The 20,509-nt window shown below is 59.3% G+C and carries 19 protein-coding genes; 14 read left to right on the forward strand and 5 right to left on the reverse strand.

Going from position 1 to position 20,509, the window contains the following annotated elements; genetic code table 11:
- Positions 1–563: ADP compounds hydrolase NudE (gene nudE / locus MYY08_RS01440; RefSeq protein ID WP_288012661.1), on the forward strand; the 563-nt coding region annotated here is incomplete at its 5' end.
- 69 nt (positions 564–632) lie between these two features.
- Here nudE and mrcA read toward each other — a convergent pair.
- Positions 633–3,182, reverse strand: coding sequence for a peptidoglycan glycosyltransferase/peptidoglycan DD-transpeptidase MrcA (gene mrcA, locus MYY08_RS01445; protein WP_084970204.1), 2,550 nt, complete (start codon positions 3,180–3,182; stop codon positions 633–635).
- A gap of 120 nt (positions 3,183–3,302) precedes the next feature.
- Between mrcA and pilM the strand changes: the two genes are divergently transcribed.
- The 12 genes from pilM (at position 3,303) to trpS (ending at position 13,197) form a co-directional block, all read left to right on the forward strand.
- Entirely contained in the window at positions 3,303–4,139 is an 837-nt protein-coding gene (gene pilM, locus MYY08_RS01450; RefSeq protein WP_038629706.1) for a pilus assembly protein PilM, read from the forward strand.
- A complete protein-coding gene (locus tag MYY08_RS01455; RefSeq protein WP_084970203.1) occupies positions 4,130–4,669 on the forward strand; it encodes a PilN domain-containing protein in 540 nt (179 codons plus the stop codon). The genes pilM and MYY08_RS01455 overlap by 10 nt, the downstream gene beginning before the upstream one ends.
- Positions 4,662–5,171, forward strand: a complete 510-nt coding sequence (locus MYY08_RS01460) for a HofO family protein (protein WP_052133996.1) — start codon at positions 4,662–4,664, stop codon at positions 5,169–5,171. Before MYY08_RS01455 ends, MYY08_RS01460 begins: the two co-directional genes overlap by 8 nt.
- Positions 5,149–5,475: a HofP DNA utilization family protein gene (locus tag MYY08_RS01465; protein WP_038629708.1), complete on the forward strand. Its 327-nt coding sequence runs from the start codon at positions 5,149–5,151 to the stop codon at positions 5,473–5,475. Before MYY08_RS01460 ends, MYY08_RS01465 begins: the two co-directional genes overlap by 23 nt.
- A gap of 1 nt (position 5,476) precedes the next feature.
- The gene (gene hofQ, locus MYY08_RS01470; protein WP_071883730.1) at positions 5,477–6,703 is read left to right on the forward strand and encodes a DNA uptake porin HofQ; all 1,227 of its coding nucleotides are present in this window, start codon (positions 5,477–5,479) and stop codon (positions 6,701–6,703) included.
- Positions 6,704–7,064: 361 nt separating this feature from the next.
- Positions 7,065–7,586: a shikimate kinase AroK gene (gene aroK / locus MYY08_RS01475; protein WP_038629709.1), complete on the forward strand. Its 522-nt coding sequence runs from the start codon at positions 7,065–7,067 to the stop codon at positions 7,584–7,586.
- A 40-nt stretch (positions 7,587–7,626) separates the two neighbouring features.
- Positions 7,627–8,715, forward strand: a complete 1,089-nt coding sequence (gene aroB / locus MYY08_RS01480; RefSeq protein ID WP_038629710.1) for a 3-dehydroquinate synthase — start codon at positions 7,627–7,629, stop codon at positions 8,713–8,715.
- A gap of 61 nt (positions 8,716–8,776) precedes the next feature.
- Positions 8,777–9,769, forward strand: a complete 993-nt coding sequence (locus MYY08_RS01485; protein WP_038629712.1) for an SPOR domain-containing protein — start codon at positions 8,777–8,779, stop codon at positions 9,767–9,769.
- A gap of 178 nt (positions 9,770–9,947) precedes the next feature.
- Positions 9,948–10,760 carry an adenine-specific DNA-methyltransferase gene (gene dam, locus MYY08_RS01490; RefSeq protein ID WP_038629713.1) on the forward strand — a complete coding sequence of 271 codons (813 nt, stop codon included), beginning with the start codon at positions 9,948–9,950 and terminating at the stop codon, positions 10,758–10,760.
- A gap of 66 nt (positions 10,761–10,826) precedes the next feature.
- A complete protein-coding gene (gene rpe / locus MYY08_RS01495) occupies positions 10,827–11,513 on the forward strand; it encodes a ribulose-phosphate 3-epimerase (protein ID WP_038629714.1) in 687 nt (228 codons plus the stop codon).
- A complete protein-coding gene (locus MYY08_RS01500; protein ID WP_038629715.1) occupies positions 11,497–12,174 on the forward strand; it encodes a phosphoglycolate phosphatase in 678 nt (225 codons plus the stop codon). The genes rpe and MYY08_RS01500 overlap by 17 nt, the downstream gene beginning before the upstream one ends.
- Before the next feature lie 18 nt (positions 12,175–12,192).
- On the forward strand, positions 12,193–13,197 hold the full coding sequence (gene trpS / locus MYY08_RS01505; RefSeq protein ID WP_038629717.1) for a tryptophan--tRNA ligase: 1,005 nt from the start codon (positions 12,193–12,195) through the stop codon (positions 13,195–13,197).
- A gap of 95 nt (positions 13,198–13,292) precedes the next feature.
- Here trpS and cysG read toward each other — a convergent pair whose 3' ends face one another.
- The 3 genes from cysG to nirB all read right to left on the reverse strand — a co-directional run bounded on the left by cysG (position 13,293) and on the right by nirB (position 17,637).
- Complete coding sequence (gene cysG / locus MYY08_RS01510) at positions 13,293–14,657, reverse strand: siroheme synthase CysG (RefSeq protein ID WP_084970199.1); 1,365 nt, start codon at positions 14,655–14,657, stop codon at positions 13,293–13,295.
- Between the two features lie 110 nt (positions 14,658–14,767).
- Entirely contained in the window at positions 14,768–15,097 is a 330-nt protein-coding gene (gene nirD, locus MYY08_RS01515; protein WP_084970198.1) for a nitrite reductase small subunit NirD, read from the reverse strand.
- The gene (gene nirB / locus MYY08_RS01520; RefSeq protein WP_038629720.1) at positions 15,094–17,637 is read right to left on the reverse strand and encodes a nitrite reductase large subunit NirB; all 2,544 of its coding nucleotides are present in this window, start codon (positions 17,635–17,637) and stop codon (positions 15,094–15,096) included. Before nirB ends, nirD begins: the two co-directional genes overlap by 4 nt.
- 228 nt (positions 17,638–17,865) lie before the next feature.
- Between nirB and MYY08_RS01525 the strand changes: the two genes are divergently transcribed.
- Positions 17,866–19,155, forward strand: coding sequence for a cytosine deaminase (locus MYY08_RS01525; RefSeq protein ID WP_288012678.1), 1,290 nt, complete (start codon positions 17,866–17,868; stop codon positions 19,153–19,155).
- A 36-nt stretch (positions 19,156–19,191) separates the two neighbouring features.
- On the opposite strand, the gene tsgA is transcribed toward MYY08_RS01525, so the two are convergent.
- Positions 19,192–20,373 (reverse strand): MFS transporter TsgA, encoded by a 1,182-nt coding sequence (gene tsgA, locus MYY08_RS01530; RefSeq protein WP_084970196.1) that lies wholly within the window; start codon positions 20,371–20,373, stop codon positions 19,192–19,194.
- Positions 20,374–20,509 lie beyond the last annotated feature (136 nt).

Below are 20,509 nucleotides of genomic sequence, written 5' to 3' on the forward strand. Positions count from 1 at the left end.
CTAGAGAATTAGAAAAGCCCAAAATTTTAAGTGTCGAGCCCGTTGCCCGTTCGCGCCTGTTTACCGTCGAGGCGGTGGATCTGGCGTTCAGCAACGGTGCGCGACGCGTTTATGAACGTATGCGGCCTTCAGAGCGCGAAGCGGTGATGATCGTGCCGATTATCGACAACCATCTGCTGCTGATTCAGGAATATGTGGTCGGCCTGGAAACCTATGAGCTGGGCTTCCCGAAAGGACTGATCGATCCCGGCGAGACGGTTTTCGAAGCGGCGAACCGGGAGCTGAAAGAGGAAGCGGGCTTCGGCGCGACCGAGCTGGCGTCGCTGAGCAAACTGACCATGGCGCCCTCTTATTTTTCCAGCAAAATGAATATTGTGGTGGCGGAAGGTCTCTACCCGGAAAAACTGGAAGGGGATGAGCCAGAGCCGCTGCCGGTGATCCGCTGGCCGCTGGAGAACCTGATGGCGCTGTTGCAGGAACCTGACTTTAACGAGGCGCGCAACGTCAGCGCGCTGTTCCTGGCGCGCGAGTGGTTGGTGAAACAGCAACGCCTCGCTTACTGAGGCGCGTGTTCCAGATGACGCGCAATAAAAAGGGGCGACCGTAGTCGCCCCTTTTTTTATGCCGAACCGTCAGAACAGCTCGTGGGTTTCGCCGTTGTCCATCAGCGTCGTGCCCACGTCATGAACAGAATATTCGGTAGGCTGCGTGCCTTCGATAAAATATTCCTGACGGGTATTGCCGCCGCCGTTAGCCAGTTTGCCGGTGCTGCGGTCAATGGTCACCGTCACGATACCCGGCGGCGGCGTCAGCGGCTGCTCCGGCACGCCGTCCAGCGCCGCCTTCATATAATCGTCCCAGGCTGGCTGCGCGCTCTTGGCGCCGCCTTCATAACCGGAAACCTGATCCTTCAGCGCGCCGGAGGCGGTGGTGCGCCCTAAATCGCGGCGGTGATCGTCGAAGCCGATCCAGACGGTAGTCACCACCCCAGGGCCGTAACCGGAGAACCAGGCGTCTTTCGAGCTGTTGGTGGTGCCGGTTTTACCGCCGATATCGTTGCGCTTCAGATCGCGCCCTGCGCGCCAGCCGGTGCCCATCCAGCCCGGCTCGCCGAAGATATTGGAGTTCAGCGCGCTTTTAATCAGGAATGAGAGCGGCGTATTGATCACATGCGGCGCGTACGGCTGCGACTCTGCGGCCTGCGCCGCGCCGACCTGTTGCAGCGCTGGCTGCGGGACGGCAGGATTGCGGTTTTGCTGCGACGTTGCGACGTTTTCCACGCTCTCCTCGCCCAGCGCGACCGCTTTTTTGGTCTCGCCGTAAATCACCGGCAGGTTGCACTCAGGGCAGGCGATGCGCGGTTTGGCTTCAAACAGCGTTTCGCCGTTCTCGTTTTCGATCTTCCTGATAAAGTAAGGGTCGACCAGGAAGCCGCCGTTGGCCATTACCGCATAGCCGCGCGCCATCTGCATCGGCGTAAAGGAGGCCGCGCCCAGCGCCAGCGACTCCGTGCGGACGATGTTTTGCGCCGGGAAGCCGAAACGTTGCAGATACTCTGCCGCGTAATCCACGCCCATTGCACGCATCGCGCGCACCATCACCACGTTTTTCGACTGTCCCAACCCCTGACGCAGGCGAATCGGGCCATCATAGGTCGCCGGGGAGTTTTTGGGCCGCCAGTCGGAACCGGCGCCGGCATCCCAGCGTGAAATCGGCACGTCATTCAGAATCGATGCCAGCGTCAGGCCGCGATCCATCGCCGCAGTATAGAGGAAGGGCTTGATATTTGAGCCCACCTGACGCAGCGACTGCGTGACGCGGTTAAATTTACTTTGATTAAAGTCGAAGCCGCCGACCAGCGCACGCACGGCGCCGTCGTGCGGATCGAGAGAGACCAGCGAGGAGTTCACGTCCGGCACCTGCGCCAGCCACCAGTCATTATCTACTTTACGCACCCAAATCTGCTGACCCGGCTGCACCACCTGAGTCACGCTGCGCGGAACAGGGCCCTGCAACGTATCGGATTTGTAGGGGCGCGCCCAGCGCACGCCGTCCATCGTCAGCGAGACGCTGCTGCCGTCGCGCATCAGCGCGGTCGCTTCATTGCTGTTGGCGGAGGTGACAACGGCAGGCCAGAGCGGGCCGTAGACCGGTAGCGCTTTGAGCGTTTTCAGAATCTGCGTAGTGTCCCAGGCGGGTTCGCCTACTTTCCATAACACATTCGACGGGCCGCGATAGCCGTGACGCATATCGTAGGCCAGCACATTGTTGCGCACCGCTTCCTGCGCCGCCAGCTGCAGTTTGCGGGTCACGGTGGTGTAGACCTTGAAGCCGTCGCTATAGGCGTTTTCACCGTAGCGCTTCAGCATCTCCTGGCGCACCATCTCCGTCAGGTAGGGCGCGGAGAAGGCGATTTCAGGACCATGGTAGCTCGCTTCCAGCGGTTCGCTGCGCGCTTCGATATATTGCTGCTGCGAGATGTAGTTCTGATCGAGCATACGCGACAACACCACGTTCCGACGCGCCAGCGCGCGGGTGTGGGAATAGAGCGGGTTGAAAGTAGATGGCGCTTTCGGCAGCCCGGCGATCATCGCCATTTCGCTCAGGGTCAGCTGATCGATATTTTTACCGAAATAGACCTGTGCGGCGGCGCCGACGCCGTAAGCGCGGTAACCCAGATAGATCTTATTCAGATAGAGCTCAAGAATTTCATCTTTGCTGAGTAGCTGTTCAATGCGGATAGCGAGAAACGCTTCCTTAATTTTACGCATCAGCGTGCGTTCAGGACTGAGGAAGAAGTTACGCGCCAGCTGCTGAGTAATGGTACTGGCGCCCTGCGAGGCGTGCCCGGAGAGCAGCGCGACGCTGGCGGCGCGGAAAATGCCGATGGGATCGACGCCGTGATGTTCGTAGAAGCGGCTGTCCTCGGTAGCGATAAAGGCTTTAACCAGCTCAGGCGGCATCTGCGCCAGCGTCAAAGGGATGCGGCGCTTCTCGCCATACTGGGCGATAAGCTCACCATCGGCGCTGTAAACCTGCATTGGGGTTTGCAGACGAACATCCTTCAGCGTGTTCACATCCGGAAGCTGCGGCTCAATGTATTTGTACAACCCGTAAACCGAGCCGACGCCCAGCAAAATGCAACACACTGCAAGAATCAATAAATACTTTACGAACTTCACCTGAGATTTCCCATTTTATGTCGTTTGGGCAGTTTATAAACAATCGCGCGGTAGTATAAAGGCAAGCCAGACGCTTTGATACGTCCTTTTATATTATGACGATATGGAGATCGCGCAAAAATGGCTTTTCAGAAATGGCAGGTAGGGCTTGATATTCAGAACGGGCAACTCTGCGCTTTAGGCATTCAACGACGCCGCCATGGCTGGCAGCTGCGTCACTGGTGGCGCCATGCGCTGCCGCACGACACATTATCCCATGGCGCGCTGCAAGGGTCGCCGCAGCTGATCGCACTGCTGCGGCACTGGCGTCGTCAACTTCCCCGCTCAGTCTCTTTACGCGTAGGCTTTCCATCCCAGGCGGTGCTGCAACGCTACCTACCTGCGCCCGTCCAAACGCTGCGCGAACCGGCGCTGGGGCGCTATGCCGCCGCTGCGGCGGAACGTCTTTTCCCGCTGGCGTCCAGCGAGCTGGCGCTGGATTACCGCGACGTTTCGCTGCCGCAGCGGCACCTTTGCCTGACCGCCGCGCGCCGGAGCGTGCTGCAACAGTGGCTGTCGACGCTGAAACAGGCCGGGCTGACGCCCGATGTGGTCGAGCTGACCTGCGGCGCGCTGGTGACCGTCGGCAAGCTGATGCGGTTGCCAGAGGATGCGGCGCTGATTCATCAGCTCAGCGACCACTGGCTGTGGTATATGCCCGCCCAGCCGGAGGCGGTTTCCGGCTGGGCGCCCGGCACGCTCTCGATGGAAAGCGAGGCGCTGGCGCAGATATTGCCTGGCGCGCGTCATCTCTGGTTTAGCGCCAGCCTGTCAGGAGAGACGCTGGCGGGGATGCAGCCGCTGCAGCCGTTAAGCCTGTTGCAGTTGATGCAGCCGCCGCTGCCCGACAGCAGCGGCTGCTTTACGCTTGCGCTCGGCCTGGCGCTGCGCGCGGAGGATTGCTACGAATGCGCGTGAACCTGTTGGACTGGCGCCAACGGGCGCTACGACGCCAGCTTCTGCGCTGGGGCAGGCTCAGCGTCGTGCTGGCGCTGATAATGCTGTCGACGCTGTTGCTGTGGCACCAGAGCCTGACGCTTGAGGCGCAACAGTGGCGGCAACAGCTGGCGCTGTGGCAAGCGGCACGGCAGCAGGCGCATCAGCTTACGCAGCGATATGCCGCATTACAGAAACAGGCGCGGATGTTGGAACAGCAAGCGACGCAGCGTCTGAGCAGACGCCAGCAGCTAACCGAATGGCAGACGTTAATGGCGCGGCTTGAGGCCAGCGTGCCGGACGAGCTGTGGCTGTCGGCGTTAACGCACCAGCAGCGTACGCTGCGTATCGAAGGGATGAGCTTCCACCCTGAAGCGACCCGCTTGTTGCACCAGCGGCTCCGGCAGCTGCCTTTTTTACAGCCCTGGCGCTCCGATGGCCTGCAAAAAAACGCTGTCGGCCTCTACCGCTTTATTCTCGTGGCAGGCAAAAGCGAGGTGAAAAATGAATAATGACTTTTTGCTGCGGTGGTTTGCGCTGCCGGAAAAGCTGCGCTGGCTTAGCCTGCTCGGATTGCTGCTCGGCCTGGCGCTGATCGTTCATTGGCTCTCGATAACGCCCGCGCGCGCTCAGCAGCAGCAGGCGAGGCGTGAGGCGGCGCAGCAGCGCCAGCAGTATCAACGGCAGTTAACGCCACTGCTGCGCCAGCCCGGACTACAGTCACTGGAGCTGCGCAACCAGCAGCGGCTAAAAGAGATGGTGCGTGACGGCGAGCCGTTCTCCCTCTATACGCTGCTGCGACGCAGCGGTGGCGAACTGGAGCAGTGGCGTCCAGGAGCGCGGGAGAGCCAGCTGCAGCTGTGGCTGAACTGGCAACAGCTAAAGCAGCTTTTCGCCTATCTGATTGCCTGTGAACCGGCGCCCGCACTGACCGCTTTTACAGTGCGGCGCAAGGATGCGCGGCTGCAAGCGACTTTTCACCTGGCGTTTGATGATGAAATTTCTCGGGATTAGCGGCCTGTTGCTCAGCTGCGCGCTAAACGCTGCCGCGCGCGATCCTTTCGCCGCGCCGCCGCCGCTCTGTGTATCGTCTGCCGAACCTTTAGCGCAGTGGCGGCTGCTGGGGATGGTCGGCAGGGATAAACGCTATATCGGCTGGCTGCGTTCAACGCAGGGCGAAGTCGTGCCCGTCGCGCATGGCAGCCCTTCGCCTTTTACAGGCTGGCGCATTGAGGAACTGACGCCGTTTCGTCTGACGCTCAGCGCGTCGTCGGGCTGTGTGCCGCAGCGGATAACGCTGCAAATTGAAGGAAAATAGTATGACAAGGCACGTCATTGCGTTGCTGCTGTTGCTCAGCGCCGCCGTTCATGGCCGCGAAGAACCGCTTTCTCTTGCCTTTCAGGATGCGCCTGTCGAGCAGGTACTACAGGCGCTGGCCGATTATCAACAGCTCAATTTAATGGTAGCGCCGGGCGTTGAGGGCGAAATTACGCTGCGCCTGCGCGATGTGCCCTGGCAGCAGGCGCTGACGCTGCTGGCGCGTATGGCGCGGCTGAAGATTGAGCGGGAAGAGGGCGTGCTGCTGGTGTTCCCGCAAGGCTGGCGGCGGGAGGAAGCCCTTGAGGAGGCGCAGCAGCAGCCGTTGCAGGACAGGGTGGTGGCGCTGCAACATGCGGATGTGAGCGCCGTTAACGCCAGTCTGCAGGCCGAACGCGCTAAGCTGATGACGGCGCGCGGCAGCATTACCGTGGACGCGCGCGCCAATTCGCTGCTGCTGCGCGACACGGCAACGGCGTTGAACAGCGTGACAGCGTGGATTCGCGCGCTGGACGTGCCGCTGGAGCAGGTTGAGCTGACGGCGCATATCGTCAGCATCAGCGAAGCGCATCTGCATGAGCTGGGCGTCAGCTGGCAACTTTCCGGCGAGGAGGCAATCAACCAGGCGCTGCGCAATCCCGCGCTGAACATTAATCTGGCCGCAGCGTCGCCCTCTCTCGCTGCGGGCCTGACGCTGGCGCGGCTGGATGGTCGCCTGCTCAATATGGAATTGAGCGCGCTGGAGCAGGAGAACCAGATTGAGATTATTGCCAGTCCCCATTTAATTACCGCGCATCAACAACCGGCCAGCATTAAGCAGGGAACGGAGATTCCTTATGAGGTTTCCAGCGGCAGCGACGGCGCCACCAGCATTGAGTTTAAAGAGGCGGTGCTGGGAATGGAGGTGACGCCGATCGTGCAGCCGAACGGCCGCATTCGCCTGGCGCTGCACATCAGTCAGAACGTACCGGGCCGCAATATCAACAATGGCGACAGAGAGATCCTGACAATTAATAAGCAGGAAATCACGACGCAGGTTACGCTTAAGGACGGTCAAACGGTGGCGTTGGGCGGCATATTTCAACAGGAATCATCGCGTAATCATGATAGAGTCCCCCTGTTGGGCGATATACCGCTGCTGGGCGCGCTTTTTCGTCATAAGATTCACAACGACACGCGTCGGGAGCTGGTGATTTTTATTACGCCGCGCCTGGTGCGCGAAGAGTAACCAGCAGCGCATTTTTTCCCGGCTGAGTATCATATGCGTTTGACGCAGGGGCGGAATTAGCTTACAAGGTTTAGCGATTTTGACTTATGGCAGGGCAAACGCAGTGTTTGTCGCCACGATACCGTGACAGGACGCTGCCTGAAGGGCGGCGGTTTTGACTCTTAGCGAACTGTGTGACGCGTGTTGGTTGCGTGTCCTGAGCCGGGCAATTTATTCGGTTGCCAAACGACCTTGAGTGTTGAGATAATTTTTCATCTGACTCTCGCACTATCGCTCATGAGGTTTCAGTTCATGTCCCGCCAGCGGCCCGGCCGTTGCAGACGGGGTATCATCAACGCATTGTCTTAGTAATACCGAAAAAATGGCAGAGAAACGCAATATCTTTCTGGTTGGGCCTATGGGTGCCGGCAAAAGCACTATTGGTCGTCAGTTAGCTCAGCAACTCAATATGGAATTTTATGATTCCGATCAGGAAATTGAGCGACGTACCGGAGCGGATGTGGGCTGGGTGTTTGACGTTGAAGGCGAAGCAGGTTTTCGCGAACGTGAAGAAAAAATCATCAATGAACTCACAGAAAAACAGGGCATCGTGCTGGCTACCGGCGGCGGCTCTGTAAAATCCCGCGAAACTCGTAATCGTCTCTCCGCCCGTGGTGTTGTGGTCTATCTCGAAACCACTATTGAGAAGCAACTGGCGCGTACGCAGCGCGATAAAAAGCGTCCTTTATTACAGGTTGATACGCCGCCGCGCGAAGTGCTGGAAGCGCTGGCGGATGAACGTAATCCTCTGTATGAAGAGATCGCTGATGTCACCATCCGCACCGATGATCAAAGTGCGAAAGTGGTAGCTAATCAGATCATTAATTTACTGGAAAAGAACTAATTCATCGCCTGAGGGCATAGCGAAAAGGTTATACAGCGTCATGGAGAGGATCACCGTTACCCTTGGGGAGCGAAGCTACCCGATCACCATCGCCGCCGGTCTGTTTAACGAAGCGGCCGCCTTTTGGCCGTTGAAAGCAGGCGACCAGGCTATGCTGGTTACCAATGAAACGCTGGCTCCGCTCTATCTGGCCTCGCTGCGACAGCGGCTGGAGGACGCAGGGGTCAAGGTGGATCAGGTTATCCTTCCCGATGGCGAACAGTATAAAACCCTGGCGGTGATGGATCAGGTCTTTACCGCTCTGCTGCAAAAGCCTCACGGCCGCGACACCACGCTGGTGGCGCTGGGTGGCGGCGTAATCGGCGATTTGACCGGTTTCGCTGCGGCCAGCTATCAGCGCGGCGTGCGCTTTATTCAGGTGCCGACGACGCTGCTTTCCCAGGTTGATTCCTCCGTCGGAGGAAAAACGGCCGTCAATCATCCGCTGGGCAAAAACATGATCGGCGCGTTCTGGCAGCCGGCATCGGTGGTTATCGATCTCGACTGTCTGCGCAGCCTGCCGCCGCGCGAGTTGGCCTCCGGCATGGCCGAAGTCATCAAGTACGGCATTATTCTCGACGGCGACTTTTTCAGCTGGCTGGAACAAAATATCGATGCTCTGATGGCGCTGGATGACGCGACGATGGCGCAGTGTATTCGCCGTTGCTGCGAGCTGAAGGCGGAAGTCGTGGCGGCGGATGAGCGCGAGACTGGTCTACGGGCGCTGCTCAATCTGGGCCATACCTACGGACACGCCATCGAAGCGCATATGGGCTATGGCAACTGGCTGCACGGCGAAGCGGTAGCGGCCGGGATGGTGATGGCCGCGCGCACCGCGGAACGCCTGGGCCAGTTCAGCGCAGGCGATACTGACCGCATTATCCGCCTGTTGACGCGCGCCGGTCTGCCGGTTCACGGACCGGAGGCGATGACGGCGCAGGACTATCTGCCGCATATGTTGCGCGACAAAAAAGTGCTGGCGGGCGAGCTGCGTCTGGTGCTGCCGCTGGCTATCGGCAAAGCCGAGGTGCGCAGCGGCGTGGCGCATGATATTGTGCTTGCCGCAATTGAAGAGTGCCGTAAGGCGTGACAGTGATACAGGCCGCAGCCGGGAGAGGCTGGCGGCGTTTGCCGTAAGACGGGGAGGTTGAATGGATGAGTTTAAACCGGAAGACGAGTTAAAACCTGACACCAGCGATCGCCGTCCGACGCGGCCTCGCAAAACGTCTTCTGCGCCTGGAGCGAAAACGCCGGTATCGCGTCAGCGAATGATGATGGGCATTGGCGTGCTGGTGCTAGTGCTGTTGGTGATCGGCATTGGCTCCGCGCTGAACGGCCCGGATAGCGACAAGCCGACCGCGCAGTCAGGTTCTGGCGCAGCCAGCGGCGGCGCTGAACGCAATATCGATCTTTCCGGCTCGACGCCGATGGGCGGCCAGAATAACGGCGCGCCGAACGACGTGGCATCGCAGTCACCTCAGCCGGTTTCCGTTCCGCCCGTTTCCTCTACGCCGACCCAGGCAGCGCCGATTGAATCGCCGCAGAATCAGCAGCGCGTCGAACTGCCTGGCGATCTTAACAATGCCCTGACCAATCAACAGGGAGAGATGGATTCCGCCGCGCAGAGCGCGATGGGCGGCAGTTCTCTGCCGACCGCGCCGGCAACGGTCAGTGGCGGCAATAGCGGCAACCTCAACAGCAATCACGTTGTCTCCGCGCCGCGTCAGAGCAGCGCCCAGAACAGCGTAAAACCCGCGCAGACGCATAAGCCAGCCGCCAGCCAGTCGTCCGCGAAAGCGAACAATGCGCCGACCGCGAAGCAGAGCGGCAAGCCTGCCGCCAACAGCAGCGCCCCTTCCGCGTCAGCCACGAGCCAGAGTACGCCGGGCGGCAGCTATACATTGCAGCTGAGCAGCGCCTCACGTTCCGATACGCTGAACGCGTGGGCGAAAAAACAGAATCTGAGTAACTACCATGTCTATCAAACCACCCGCAACGGTCAGCCATGGTACGTGCTGGTAAGCGGCTCGTATGCCACGCCAGCCGATGCTAAGCGCGCCGTTGCCTCGCTGCCGGCGGAAGTCCAGGCGCAAAAGCCCTGGGTTAAGCCTGTCAGTCAGGTGAAGAAAGAGGCGGGACGCTAAGCGGATTTCCGCAGCTGTTCCTGCGGCGGCGCACTCTGGCAGCGCGTCGTCTCAGCCGGTTCGACGGCCCTTAAGATGGCAACCTGGTTGCCATCTTTGCTGTCAGAAGGATTCATAAGCGCAGATATGCTGTCGCTATAGCCACAGCCAGATGAACAGAAGTAACCAAAACGACGGCATGAAAAAACATCGCGCTTTCCTGAAATGGGCGGGCGGCAAATATCCGCTGTTAGAGGATATTCGTCGTCATTTGCCGCAAGGCGACTGTCTGGTCGAGCCTTTTGTCGGCGCTGGCTCGGTGTTTCTTAACACCGATTATCCGCGCTATGTGCTGGCAGACATCAATAACGATCTGATCAGCCTGTATAACATCGTTAAAGGGCGCACCGCCGAGTTCGTCGATGACGCGCGCCAGCTTTTTACGCCGCGCAGCAACGAGGCGGACGCTTACTACACGCACCGCAGCGAGTTTAATGCCAGTAGCGATGCTTATCAGCGCGCGCTGCTGTTTCTCTATCTCAATCGCCACGGCTATAACGGCCTGTGTCGTTACAACCTGCGCGGCGAGTTCAACGTGCCTTTTGGCCGCTACCGCAAGCCCTATTTTCCAGAGGAAGAGCTCTACGGCTTCGCTGAGCGCGCGCAAAAAGCTACCTTTGTCTGTGAATCGTACGATGTTACCCTGAGCAAGGCGCAGGCGGGATCGGTGGTCTATTGCGATCCGCCCTATGCGCCGCTGTCGACGACGGCAAATTTTACCGCCTACCATACCAACAGCTTCAGCCTGCGCGAGCAGCAGCATCTCGCGGAGCTGGCGGTCAAACTGGCGCAGGAGAGCTGCATTCCGGTGCTGATTTCCAATCACGATACCGAGCTGACGCGGCTCTGGTACCAGGAGGCGGCGCTGCATGTGGTTAAAGCACGCCGCTCAATCAGCAGAAGCATGAGTGGTCGCACCAAAGTAGACGAGCTGCTGGCGCTGTTTAGCTAGCCGGTTTCGTCCGCGACCAGCGCAATCTGTCAGTAGTGTTACTGGCGCATACAGTGGGAGATACGGATGAAACGATTTTTGCTGGCCCCTTCAATTCTCGCAGCGGATTTTGCCCGCCTGGGCGAAGACGCCGCGAAAGCGCTGGCTGCGGGCGGCGACGTGGTGCATTTCGACGTGATGGATAACCATTATGTGCCCAACCTGACGATGGGGCCGATGGTGTTGAAAGCGCTGCGCGACTATGGCATTACCGCGCCGATTGACGTGCACCTGATGGTGAAGCCGGTCGACAGCCTGATCCCTCAGTTCGCCGAAGCGGGCGCCAGTTATATTACGTTTCACCCGGAAGCCAGCGAGCATATCGACCGCAGCCTGCAGCTGATCAAAGAGCACGGCTGTAAGGCGGGGCTGGTGTTCAATCCGGCTACGCCGCTGAGCTACCTGGACTATGTGATGGACAAGCTGGACATCATCCTGATTATGTCGGTCAATCCTGGCTTCGGCGGTCAGTCTTTTATTCCTGGCACGCTGGACAAGCTGCGCGAGGCGCGCAAGCGCATTGACGAGAGCGGCTACGATATCCGTCTTGAAGTGGACGGCGGCGTGAAGGTGGAGAACATCGCAGAAATCGCGGCGGCGGGCGCGGATATGTTCGTCGCTGGCTCGGCGATTTTTGGCCAGCCCGACTACAAGGAAGTGATCGACGCGATGCGCAATGAACTGGAGAAGAGTCGTCATGGCGCGTTTCACTGATATTCGTGCGCTGGCGTTCGATCTTGACGGTACGCTGGTGGACAGCGTGCCTGGCCTTGCCGATGCGATCGACCTGGCGCTTAATGCCCTGCAATTGCCCGCTGCGGGCGCGGCGCGGGTAGCGACCTGGATCGGCAACGGCGCCGATGTGATGGTCGAACGCGCGCTGTGCTGGGCACAACAGCGCCAGCCCGACGCCGAACTGCTGCGCGAAGCCAGAGCGCTGTTCGATAAATATTATGCCGACACGGCGGAAGCGGGCACCACGCTGTTTCCGCATGTGGCGCAAACGCTGGAGAAGTTGGCCGCCGCGAAGCTGCCGCTGGCGCTGGTGACCAATAAGCCGACGCCCTTCGTGGCGCCGCTGCTGCGCTCGCTCGGCATAGAACACTGCTTCTCTCTGGTGATCGGCGGTGATGACGTGGCGGCGAAAAAACCGCATCCGGCGCCGCTGTTTTTAGTATTAGGCAAGTTTGGCCTGCTGCCACAGGAGTTGCTGTTTGTCGGCGATTCCCGTAATGATATTCTGGCGGCAAAAGCGGCTGGCTGCCCCTGCGTGGGCATGTCGTTCGGCTATAACTACGGCGAGCCTATCGCCACCAGCGAACCGGATCTGGTTCTGGACGATTTCAACGATCTTATGCCCGCTTTGGGGCGGTAATTATCAGGATGTAAAAGCATGAGCAAACCCATCGTATTTAGCGGCGCACAGCCCTCCGGCGAACTGACCATTGGTAACTACATGGGAGCTATGCGTCAGTGGGTCCAGATGCAGGACGATTATCACTGCATTTACTGTATCGTCGATCTGCACGCAATTACCGTTCGTCAGGATCCCGCCGCGTTGCGCAAAGCCACGCTGGATACGCTGGCGCTCTATCTGGCGTGCGGCATTGACCCGCAGAAAAGCACCATTTTCGTACAGTCGCACGTGCCGGAGCATACGCAGCTGAGCTGGGTGCTGAACTGCTACGCCTATTTCGGCGAACTGAGCCGCATGACCCAGTTCAAAGATAAATCCGCCCGCTATGCAGAGAACATCAACGCCGGCCTGTTTGATTATCCGGTGCTGATGGCGGCGGATATTCTGCTTTATCAAACCAACCAGGTGCCGGTCGGCGAAGATCAGAAACAGCATCTGGAGCTGAGCCGCGATATCGCCCAACGCTTCAACGCCATCTATGGCGAGGTGTTCAAGGTGCCGGAGCCGTTTATTCCGAAATCGGGCGCGCGCGTGATGTCGCTGCTGGAGCCGACGAAGAAGATGTCCAAGTCGGACGATAACCGCAACAACGTGATCGGCCTGCTGGAAGATCCGAAAGCGGTGGTGAAGAAGATCAAGCGCGCGGTAACCGACTCCGACGAGCCGCCGGTGGTGCGTTACGACGTGCAGAATAAGGCGGGCGTTTCTAACCTGCTGGATATTCTCTCCGCCATTTCCGGTAAAAGCATCAGCCAGCTGGAGCAGGAGTTCGAAGGGAAAATGTACGGCCACCTGAAAGGCGAAGTGGCCGAGGCGGTCTCCGGCATGCTGAGCGAGCTGCAGACGCGCTATCAGCGTTACCGCGAAGATGAGGCTTTCCTGCAGCAGGTGATGCGTGACGGCGCGGCGAAAGCGCGCGCGCATGCGCAGGAAACGCTAAAGAAAGTCTACGAGGCGGTAGGCTTCGTCGCGCAGCCGTAAGCGACGCAGGGCGGCCAGGCCGCTGCGTCCTGATAGCTGTTTCGCATAACAAAAGGGCGCCTTAGCGGCGCCCTTTTTTATCGTCTGCGTTGAGGTTAAAACCAGCGCAGCGTATCGCGCAGCGCAACCACCTGACCAACGATAATCAGGCTTGGGCTATTGACCTGCGCCGCCAGCGTTTCCAGCTGATGCAGTTCGCCGCACACCACGCGCTGACGCGTGCTGGTGCCGTTTTCCACCAGCGCCACCGGCATGGAAGCCGCCATGCCGTGCGCCTGTAGTTGCTGTTGGATCTCGCCTGCCTGTGACAGCCCCATATAGAAGACCAGCGTCTGCTGCTCCGCCGCCAGGTTGGCCCAGTCCAGGGCAAAGTCCTGTTTGCGATGGCCGGTAACGAAGCGCACGCTGTGCGCATGGTCGCGGTGCGTCAGCGGAATGCCGCTGTAGGCCGAGCAGCCGGAGGCGGCGGTAATGCCGGGCACTACCGAGAAGGGAATATTGCTGCCGGCCAGCATCTCCAGCTCCTCGCCGCCGCGTCCAAAGATAAAAGGATCGCCACCTTTCAGCCGCACCACACGCTTGCCGCGCTGCGCCTGCTGCAACAGGATCTGATTGATCTCCTCCTGCGGCACGCAGTGATGACCGGCGCGCTTGCCGACGAAAATCCGCTCCGCATCGCGGCGCGCCAGCGCCAGGACCTCATCGGAGACCAGGCGATCGTAGACCACGATATCCGCCTGCTGAATCTGTTGCAGCCCCTTCAGCGTCAGCAGCCCGGCGTCGCCCGGCCCGGCGCCGACCAGCACCACTTCGCCGCGGTTATCCAGCGGCTGCGCGAACAGCGCATCGGTCAGCGCCTCCGCCTGCTGCGCGTCGTTATTGGCCAACGACTGCGCCAGACGATCGCTGACAAACAGCTTTTCCCAGAAACGGCGGCGTTCCGCGCCGGTGCGGTAGTGCTGTTTCACCCGTTCGCGCAGCGTGCCCGCCAGCGTTGCCAGCTTGCCGAGATGCTGCGGTAACAGCGCCTCCAGCTTCTCCCGCAGCAGACGAGCCAGCACCGGCGCGCGTCCCCCGGAGGAGACGGCGATCATCAGCGGCGAGCGGTCGATAATCGAAGGCATAATGGCGCTGGCCTGAGTCGGCGCGTCCACCACATTGCAAAACAGACGGCGCGCTTCCGCCGCATCGCTCACCTGTTGATTGACCTTTTCATCGCTGGTGGCGGCAATCACCAGCCAGCATTCATCCAGCAGCTCAGGGGAGAAGGGCTGTTGTAAGAGCGCGGCTTCGCCCGTCTGCTGCCATTCATAAAAAGGCGCGCTGAATGTCAGGGCGCAAACCCGCAGCCGGGCGCCGGCGTCCAGCAGCAGACGCGCTTTGCGTGCGGCGACCTCGCCCGCGCCAACCAGCAAACAGACTTTGCCGCGCAGCTGACAGAATAAAGGTAGGTAATCCATGGTGTTCTCCGACGTAGCGGTTTGATTTTGTTATGGTTTGCAGGTGATGCGGCGCACGATGTGCGCCGCGGGCAGGAATAAACGGAACCTTATCTTTGCGGCAGACGGCCTTAGTCGCAGGCGACTTCTACCTGGCCCTCCCGCACGCGTACTGGCCAGCTGCGGACAGAGTGGCTGGAATCTTCCATGCAGAGTCCGTCACGCAGACGGAAGCGCTGTTTTTTCAGCGGGCTGGCGACCCACAACTCCTGCTGATGCTCGGCGATAATGCCGCGCGACAGCACGCTCGCCTGGGCGAAGGGATCGATGTTGCTGATGGCGTACAGCTCTTCATCCGCACGCGGACGGAAGATAGCGACCTGTTCGCCGTCGACCAGCGCGCAAACGCCGGTCGCGGGCAGGATGGCCTCTAATTTACAGATGGATTGCCAGCGGCTCATGCCTGCTCCTCCTCTTCAATCAGTTTCACCTCGATGCGCTCATAAGGGCGGGCCGGACGATGCTGTCCGCGCTCTGCCACCATCTGCACCAGCGGATCGCGCTGCGGGCTATTGATAAAGTGCGCGAATCGCGTCTGGCGTTCTGGCTGGTCAAGCGTCGCTTTCCATTCACACACCACGCGGCTGCGCAGCTGCGCCATTTCCGCCTCCAGCTGCTCGTTAAGACCCAGCTTGTCATCAATAATGATACTGCGCACGTAGTCGATGCCGCCTTCGAGGCTTTCCAGCCACAGAGAGGTGCGTTGCAGTTTATCGGCGGTACGGATATAGAACATCATAAAGCGATCGAGATAGCGCACCAGCGTCTCTTTATCGAGATCGGCCGCCAGCAGATCGGCATGACGCGGTTTCATGCCGCCGTTGCCGCAAACGTAGAGATTCCAGCCTTTATCGGTAGCGATAATGCCGACATCTTTACCCTGCGCCTCCGCGCATTCGCGCGTACAGCCGGAGACGCCGAATTTCATTTTGTGCGGCGTGCGGATGCCCTTATAACGGTTTTCCAGCTCGATGCCGAAGCCGAGGCTGTCGCCGACGCCGTAGCGGCACCAGGTGCTGCCGATACAGGTTTTCGCCATGCGCAGCGCCTTAGCGTAGGCGTGGCCGGTTTCAAAGCCCGCTTCGATCAGCTGGCTCCAGATGGCCGGCAGGTCATCTTTCTGCGCGCCGAACAGGCCGATGCGCTGCGAGCCGGTGATTTTGGTGTAGAGGTTATACTGACGCGCGATTTTTCCGATAGCCACCAGTCCTTCGGGGCTGATCTCGCCGCCGGCGGAGCGCGGAATAACCGAATAGGTGCCGTCTTTCTGGATATTGCCGAGGAAGTTGTCGTTGCTGTCCTGCAACGGCGTATGCTGCGGTTCCAGCACATAGTCGTTCCAGCAGGAGGCGAGCAGGGAGCCCACGGTCGGTTTACAGACTTCGCAGCCGTAGCCCTGACCATATTTGCTCAACAGCTCGTCGAAACTCTTAATGCCTTCCACGCGGATCAGATGATAAAGCTCCTGACGCGACCAGGCGAAGTGCTCGCACAGGTGGTTGTTGACTTCAATGCCCTGGCGGCTCAGCTCGGCGTTCAGCACCTGCGTGATCAGCGGGACGCAGCCGCCACAGCCGGTGCCAGCGCGGGTTTCAGTTTTAATGGCGGCGACGGTGTGGCAGCCTTTGGCCACGGCCTGAATGATATCGCCTTTCGATACGTCGAAGCAGGAACAGATCTGCGCGCTGTCCGGCAGCGATTCGACGCCCAGCGCCGGTTTTTCGCCGCCCGCATGGGAAGGCAGAATCAGGCTGTCGGGATGCTCCGGCAGTTTAATCTGGTTCAGCATCAGTTGCAGCAGTTGACCATAGTCGCTGGTGTCGCCGACCAGCACCGCGCCCAGCAGATACTGGTTATCGGGGCTGACCACCAAACGTTTGTAGACGCCGGTCTGCTCATTCAGGTAAACGTAGCTGCGCGCGCCCGGCGTGCGACCGTGCGCGTCGCCGATGCCGCCGACGTCCACGCCCAGCAGCTTCAGCTTGGCGCTCATGTCCGCCCCGCTGAACCGGTTGGCGCGGCCCAGCAGATGATCGCTGGCGACCTGCGCCATTTTGTAGCCCGGCGCCACCAGGCCGAAGATTTTCTCGTTCCAGGCGGCGCATTCGCCAATAGCGTAGATGTCCGGGTCGGCGCTCTGGCAGAAATCATTAATCTGGATGCCGCCGCGCGGCCCTACCGGCAGATCGCACTGGCGCGCCAGCTTGTCCTGCGCGCGGATGCCGGTGGAGAAGACGATGAAATCGACGTCGAGGCTGGTGCCATCGGCGAATTCCAGCGTTTTGCCTGCCGCATGGTGAGCGATATTCTGCGTATTTTTGCTGGTGTGAACCCGCACGCCCATCTGCTCGATTTTCTGGCGCAGCTGGTTGCCGCCCTGTACGTCGAGCTGTTCAGCCATCAATACCGGCGCGAACTCGATGACGTGGGTTTCCACGCCAAGGTTTTTCAGCGCGCCCGCCGCTTCCAGACCCAGCAGGCCGCCGCCGATCACCGCGCCGCTTTTGCTGCGGCGCGCGCACTCTTCAATCGCGTTCAGATCTTCGATGGTGCGATAGACGAAACAGTCCGGGCCGTCGGAGCCTTTAATCGGCGGGATCCACGGCCAGGAGCCGGTGGCGAGGATCAGTTTGTCATACTGCACGGCGCGGCCGCTGCTGGAGTGGATCACCTTTTCCTTGCGGTTAAGGGTGATCGCCCGCTCGCCAAGCAGTACGCGAACGCCATGTTTTTCATAATAGCCTTCACGTACCAGCGAAAGTTCTTCAGCCGTATGGTGAGAGAAATATGCGGAAAGATGGACGCGGTCGTAAGCCACACGCGGTTCTTCACAGAAGACGGTAATGTCGAACTGGCCCGGTTCGGCTTTATCGATCAGTTCCTCAATGAAGCGGTGGCCAACCATGCCATTACCAATGATGGCGAGTTTGACAATGCTCATTTTTGCCTCAAATTTGATCTAATTGGGGCAACAATAGCGCGATTGTTAGCAAGCTTATTGATGTACATCAATTGAGCAGCAAAATACTCCTTTAGTAGTATGCTATTGATTTCAGGAGTATTTTATTAATCCAGTTATTATCTGCAACTTAGCGTAAAGCGCAACTTTATCCCGCTGCGCTAAATCGTGTTAGCCTGATTTCAGCGTTCTAATACTAAGGAGCCCGATATGGCAGTTAGTGAACTGCGCAGCATAAACCGCCTGCGTTTGCCGGGTCGCGACGGCCTGTGGCAAATTGCCATCGCCGACGGCAAGATTGCTCAGATAGTGCCGCAGCCTTCGCGTTTTGAAGCGAGTGAAACGGCGTTGGACGCGGAAGGCGGCATCGCCTGGCCGCCCTTTGTCGAGCCGCATATTCATCTGGACACGACGCAGACCGCCGGAGAGCCTTCATGGAACCAGTCGGGCACGCTGTTTGAGGGCATCGAGCGCTGGGCCGAACGCAAGGCGCAGCTGACCGTTGAGGATGTGAAGCGCCGCGCGACGCAAACCCTGAAGTGGCAGGTTGCGCAGGGCGTGCAATATGTGCGCACTCACGTAGACGTCTCCGATCCCAGCCTGACCGCGCTGCGGGCGCTGCTGGCGCTGAAGCAGGAGATGGCGCCCTGGATCACGCTGCAGCTGGTCGCTTTTCCGCAGGAGGGTATTCTCTCTTATCCCGACGGCGCGGCGCTGTTGGAAGAGGCGCTGCGGCTGGGCGCGGACGTGGTGGGCGCCATTCCGCACTACGAGTTTACCCGCGAATATGGCGTAGAATCGCTGCATATCGCCTTCGCGCTGGCGCAGAAGTATCAGCGTCAGGTTGATGTGCACTGCGATGAAATCGACGATGAGCAGTCGCGATTTGTGGAAACCGTGGCGGCGCTGGCGCACAGGGAAAAGATGGGCGCGCGCGTGACCGCCAGCCATACCACCGCGATGCACTCTTATAACGGCGCCTATACGTCGCGTCTGTTTCGGCTGTTGAAGCTCTCCGGCATTAATTTCGTCGCTAATCCGCTGGTCAATATTCATCTGCAGGGGCGTTTTGACGACTATCCGAAGCGGCGTGGCGTGACGCGAGTCAAAGAGATGCTGGAGGCGGGCATTAATGTCTGCTTCGGTCATGACGACGTGTTCGATCCCTGGTATCCGCTCGGCACCGCCAGCATGCTGCAGGTGCTGCATATGGGGCTGCATGTCTGTCAGCTGATGGGTTATGAGCAGATCGATAATGGCCTGAATCTGGTGACGCACCACAGCGCGAAAACGTTACAGCTGGATGATTACGGTATTCAGATCGGCAACGGCGCGAACCTGATTATCCTGCCAGCGGAAAGCGGCTTCGATGCGGTGCGGCGTCAGGTGACGGCGCGCTATTCCGTGCGTCAGGGAAAGGTGATTGCCGCCACCGAACCGGCGCGGACGCAGATCTGGCTGCCGGAGGCGGAAGACGTCGATTTTAAGCGGCAGAGATAGAGAACGGGCGAAACCGATCGGTTTCGCCCAAAGAGATTAATGCCCGGCGTGGCCGTTCTGACGATGCTTAGAGACAAAGCCCAGCAGCAGACACATAACAAACACCACGGCGTAGAGGCCGTTTGCGGTCGCCAGCGCCGCGTGCGCGCCGCCTTTCGCCACGATAGGGCCGGTCACCACGAAAGTCAGCATGGTGCCGACGGTGCCGCAGGTCAGGATAAAGTTCACCAGCTTCGGCGAAGAGACTTTCGTCTGCTGCGAGCCGAGAGTGATGATAGTGGTGTAAATCGCGCTGGAGAAGAAGCCCAGGCCGATAATGATCCACTTCAGCATGCCCGGTTCGGTGCTGCTAACGAACCAGTACATTAGCAGGGTCGCCAGCGCCGCCAGCACCATCAGAATACGTTGCAGATCGAAGAAGCGCAGGATGAAGCTGAACGCCCACATGCCGATCATATAAGAGGTCCAGAAGTTGCCTACCAGCTGACCGGCGGCGCTGATATCCATGCCCATGGATTTAGTGGCGTATTCCGGCACCCAGGAGATAAAGCCCAGCTGGCCCAGGATATAGCAGAGCGCGGCGATAGAGAGCAGCAGTACGCCCACGCCCCATTTCTCTTTGGCGACCGGCTGCGCGTCATGCTGTTTTTTGCCCAGAACCGGGAATTCAACGGTCAGCGTCAGCAGGAAAATCGCCAGATAAATGACGCCAATGCAGACATAAACCCAGTACCACGGCAAATGGCGCGCCAGCAGCATGCCGGCAATCACCGGGAAAACCGTACCGGCCATGCTGAAGAAGGAGTCGGTAAACAGCAGACGCGATCCGCGCTGACGACCTTCATAAATATGGGTGATCAGGAAGGTGCCGATCGACATGGTAATGCCGCTTACTACGCCCAGCACGAACATACAGACAGAGAACACCGCCAGGCTGTGGCTGGTCATCAGGCCCAGCACCGCCAGCAACATCAGCACGAAGCCGAAGATCAGCTGACGCTTCAGCGGCACGATCTCCATCAGCCAGGCATTAAGGAATACCGCAACCAGGATACCGGTATTGAGGAAGGTGAAGGTATTGCTCATTTCAGAAACCGGAAGCTGGAAATAGTTAGCGATATCGCCTAAAACCATCCCGGTGACAATGACCAGTGCGCCGGTGAGCGCATAGGAAAAGAAACTGATCCACGTCAGTCCAATGCGGTTACGATTTGTCATAGTTGGGGAACCTTGAGCCTAAGGGAGCCTGTCTGAAACAGCACAGGGAGTAGTCGACGGGAAGTGTAAAGAAATTTCATCCGCGATCAAACTAACGATGAAATTACCTTTATTCATTTCATCAATACTGTGATGT

It is taken from the genome of Mixta sp. (genome assembly GCF_024610815.1).
Taxonomy (GTDB): Bacteria; Pseudomonadota; Gammaproteobacteria; order Enterobacterales; family Enterobacteriaceae; genus Mixta; species Mixta calida.